The sequence below is a fragment of the Planctomycetia bacterium genome, assembly GCA_034440135.1.
In the GTDB taxonomy this organism is placed as follows: Bacteria; Planctomycetota; Planctomycetia; order Pirellulales; family JALHLM01; genus JALHLM01.
The window spans coordinates 1-3,744 of the sequence record JAWXBP010000486.1 but is presented as its reverse complement, the minus strand read 5'-3'; the positions used below and the strand labels follow the sequence as shown (position 1 = coordinate 3,744).

3 protein-coding genes are annotated in these 3,744 nt (G+C 60.4%); all 3 read left to right on the top strand.

Annotated elements, in window-relative coordinates; translation table 11 throughout:
* Positions 1–173: 173 nt before the first annotated feature.
* Positions 174–440 carry a 30S ribosomal protein S15 gene (rpsO, locus tag SGJ19_27690; protein ID MDZ4784049.1) on the top strand — a complete coding sequence of 89 codons (267 nt, stop codon included), beginning with the start codon at positions 174–176 and terminating at the stop codon, positions 438–440.
* A 250-nt stretch (positions 441–690) separates the two neighbouring features.
* Positions 691–2,799: a polyribonucleotide nucleotidyltransferase gene (gene pnp, locus SGJ19_27685; GenBank protein MDZ4784048.1), complete on the top strand. Its 2,109-nt coding sequence runs from the start codon at positions 691–693 to the stop codon at positions 2,797–2,799.
* 228 nt (positions 2,800–3,027) lie between these two features.
* A complete protein-coding gene (locus tag SGJ19_27680) occupies positions 3,028–3,717 on the top strand; it encodes a hypothetical protein (protein MDZ4784047.1) in 690 nt (229 codons plus the stop codon).
* The last annotated feature ends 27 nt before the right edge of the window (positions 3,718–3,744 follow it).

The window sequence follows — 3,744 nt, the reverse complement described above, 5'->3', positions numbered from 1 at the left end:
CCCGCCGCTTTTTCCGCCTTGCAAATCCTGTCCCGCCCGCTACATTGGACGCTCAAGTTTTTGTTGATCCATCGTGTGGAAAGAGTCGAACGAGGTCGGGAAGCACTGACAGTGGGCCTCTCACGAGGGGCGGCTGGCGGGGTTCGCGTCGAGAGGAAAAATCGCGGTCGCACATGATTACCAAAGAGCGAAAACAGGAAGTCATCGGGGGCTACAAGCGCGGCGATAATGACACCGGCTCCCCGGAGATTCAAATCGCCATTCTGACGACCAGGATCGGTGAATTGACCGGTCACCTGAAGTCGCACAGCAAGGACTACGCCAGCCGGCGCGGTCTCTTGATGATGGTCAGTCGGCGACGCCGGTTGCTGGATTACCTGAAGCGGGTGAGTCCAGAGCGCTACTTGGAAATCATTCGTCGCTTGGAAATTCGCAAGTAGTCGTTTCCACTAGCTGTCCGCTCTCGGAGCGGATTCTCTTGAGCTGCAGCCCCGCTGCTGATTCTTTCGGGGGGCGTCTGGGGCGGCTAGTCCGCCCAGGCCTGGGTGCGCTTAGGTTGATCGCCGCGGGGCGTTGCTCCGCGCGCAATCCACCGCGCAACTTCTGTCGGTCGCCAAGCCGGATGCGCCCAGGGGCGTGTTTCCGGCGACAACCGCTCGCGCGTCGGCTCGCAGGCCAAGAGAGTAGGAGATGACCTTGAGAGTACGTGTTGAAAAGCAAATCGGCGATAACATCCTGTCGATCGAGACCGGGTACTTTGCCAAGCAGGCGGCCGGAAGCTGCCTCGTCCAGTATGGCGAAACCGTGGTGATCTGCGCCTCGGCGACCGGCCCGGCTCGGCCCGGCATCGATTTCTTCCCGCTCACTTGCGATTACCGCGAGCGCGCCGCGGCGGCCGGCAAATTCCCCGGCGGCTTCCTGAAGCGCGAAGGGCGTCCGACGATGAAGGAGACGCTCACGTCGCGCCTCATCGACCGCCCGATCCGTCCGCTGTTCCCGGAGTGGTTCCACGACGAAGTGCAGGTGCAGGCCAACGTCCTGTCCAGCGATCGGCAGAACGATCCGGACGTCTTGGCGATGATCGGCGCCGCGGCCTGCCTGGGCTTGTCGCCGATGCCGTTCGAAGGCCCGCTCGCCGCCGTCCGCTTGGGACACATCAACGGGCAATTCGTGGTTTTCCCGACGCAGGACCAGTTGGAAGAGAGCGACCTCGACCTGATCGTCTCGGGCAGTCGCGATGCGATCCTGATGATCGAAGGTTTCGCCCGCGAGATGCCGGAAGACCGGATGCTCGAAGCACTCGAAGAAGCGCATCGCCACATCCGCTCGATCTGCGACTTGCAGGAAGAGTTGATCGCCAAGGCGAACGTCGAAAAGAAACAGTACGTCATCCCCGCGCCGGACGGCGTGTACGATCGCGTCCGCGGCCGGTTCTACGATGAACTCAAGGGCGCCAAGCAAACCCAGGGCAAGCAAGCCCGGGCCGATGCGGTGTCCGCGCTCAAGCAAAAGGCGATGGCGGAGTTGATCCCCGACGCCGCGGCGGCCGACGCCCTGTGCCCGGAAGCCTGCTCCCGCGCTTGGAGCAAGCTGGTAGAGCAGGTCATTCGCGACTTGATCCTGGGCGGGACGCGCGCGGACGGCCGCGACAACAAATCGCTCCGCGCCATCGAGTGCGCGGTCGATCTGCTGCCCCGCGTGCATGGCTCCGCCATGTTCCAGCGCGGTGAGACGCAGGCCCTCATCACGGTCGTGCTCGGCACGAATCGCGACGAGCAACGCGTCGACGGGCTGATCGAGGAATACTCGAAGAAGTTCATGCTCGATTACTACTTCCCGTCGTACTCGGTCGGCGAAGTCCGCCCGATTCGCGGCCCGGGTCGTCGCGAGATCGGCCACGGGGCGCTCGCCGAGCGCAGCGTGAAGCCGGTGTTGCCGGATCCGGATGAGTTCCCGTACACGATCCGCGTGATCTCCGACATCATGGAATCGAACGGTTCCAGCTCGATGGCCTCGGTCTGCGGCGCCACGCTCGGCCTGATGGCGGCTGGCGTGCCGATCAGCAATCCGGTGGCGGGCATCTCCGTCGGCCTGGTCAAGGAAAGCGACTCCAAGTGGACGTTGCTGACCGACATCATCGGCGACGAAGATCATTACGGCGACATGGATTTCAAGATCGCCGGCACGCAAAACGGCATCACGGGCATCCAGCTCGACCTGAAGATCAACGGCATCAGCGCCGAAATCATCCGCGGCACGCTCGCGCAATCGCGGGAAGCCCGGATCGAAATCCTCCGCAAGATGTTGACGACGATTGCCCGGCCGAAAGAGGAAATCTCGCCGTGGGCCCCGCGCCTGCTGCGCACGAAGATTCACCCGGACAAGATCGGCTTGCTGATCGGCCCGGGCGGCAAGACGATCCGCGCCATTCAGGAAATGACCGGCGCGGTGATTGAAGTCGAGGACGACGGCACGGTGACCGTGGCCAGCAGCGACGCCAGCGGCGCTCAAGCGGCGCTCGAGCGGATCGAGGCGATGACGGCCAGCGTGCAAGTCGGCAAGATCTACAAAGGACGCGTGACGAGCATCAAGGACTTCGGCGCGTTCATCGAGATCGTCCCCGGCAAAGACGGCCTCTGCCACATCAGCGAACTCTCGGAAGACTACGTCAGCAGCGTCGGCGAATTCTGCCGCGTGGGCGACATCTTGCCGGTGAAAGTCATCCTGGTCGACGAACAAGACCGGGTGAAACTGAGCCACAAAGCGGCGGTGCGCGAAATGGCGCAGCCGGCGAATTAGGTTTTGCTGGATGCGTGTTGATAGATAAAACTGAACGCCCCTCGCTTTGCGAGGGGCGTTTTTATTGCGGTCTTAGGAATGACGGAACTCACGATTGGACTTGAATCGCTAGCTCGATTGCAACTCAACAAGGCATAGTCTACCAAACAGTCACCGCTAGGGACTTAACTTAGGCCATCAGCCGTGAACCTCTTCACATGACTGGCGTCCAGGACATTGGGAGGCGTTATGGATTTCGACCCGGAAGAAGTATTCTCGAAGTTCGAACAAATGCAATCGACGCAACGGGTCGGACTTCTATTTCGTGAGACGCTTGCGCTGCGTGATTTCGCACGCAAGAAACTATGCCCATTTGTCGCAACGAGTTTTCGTCCGCCATTTGAAGAGGGGCTTGAACTCGCGGTTCTACTGCTTCTTGAACGTGTAGCATTGTGGACCGATACGCTCGCAGCGCTAGACAATGCAGCACACTTCCAAGCCGTGGCCGCCGGGCAGCGATGTCTTTTCGAGTTGCTCGTCGATCTAAAGCTTCTCTTGAATCAGCCGGAATTGGTTGCATTGTTCCACGAGTTTACCTTTGTGGAGCGATACTACGTGACCAAGCAGCAAGCGAGCGTGGTGGGGGCAAGCGAAACTAAGTCGTCAAAAACGACGATGGAAGCGACCTTTCTTACTGATCCGGCCAACATCGCCAGATACCAAAAATCGCGACAGCACTTGTGGCGCAAGGAATCGGCAACAAGTCGAGTGATGCATTGGTCGGGCATTGTGCTGTCGAAAGTTGTCAAATCGTTGGGTGGCGACATCGAGCGCCGCTATGTGGAGAAATACCCGTATGCTTGTTGGCTAGAGCGCATCAAGGCTAAGTATAGCGGTAGCCGCAGTGGCGGAGGTAGTTACGGCATTCGGTGGCGGTGAATTGATGGAGGAGTTCGCCGCAGGCTT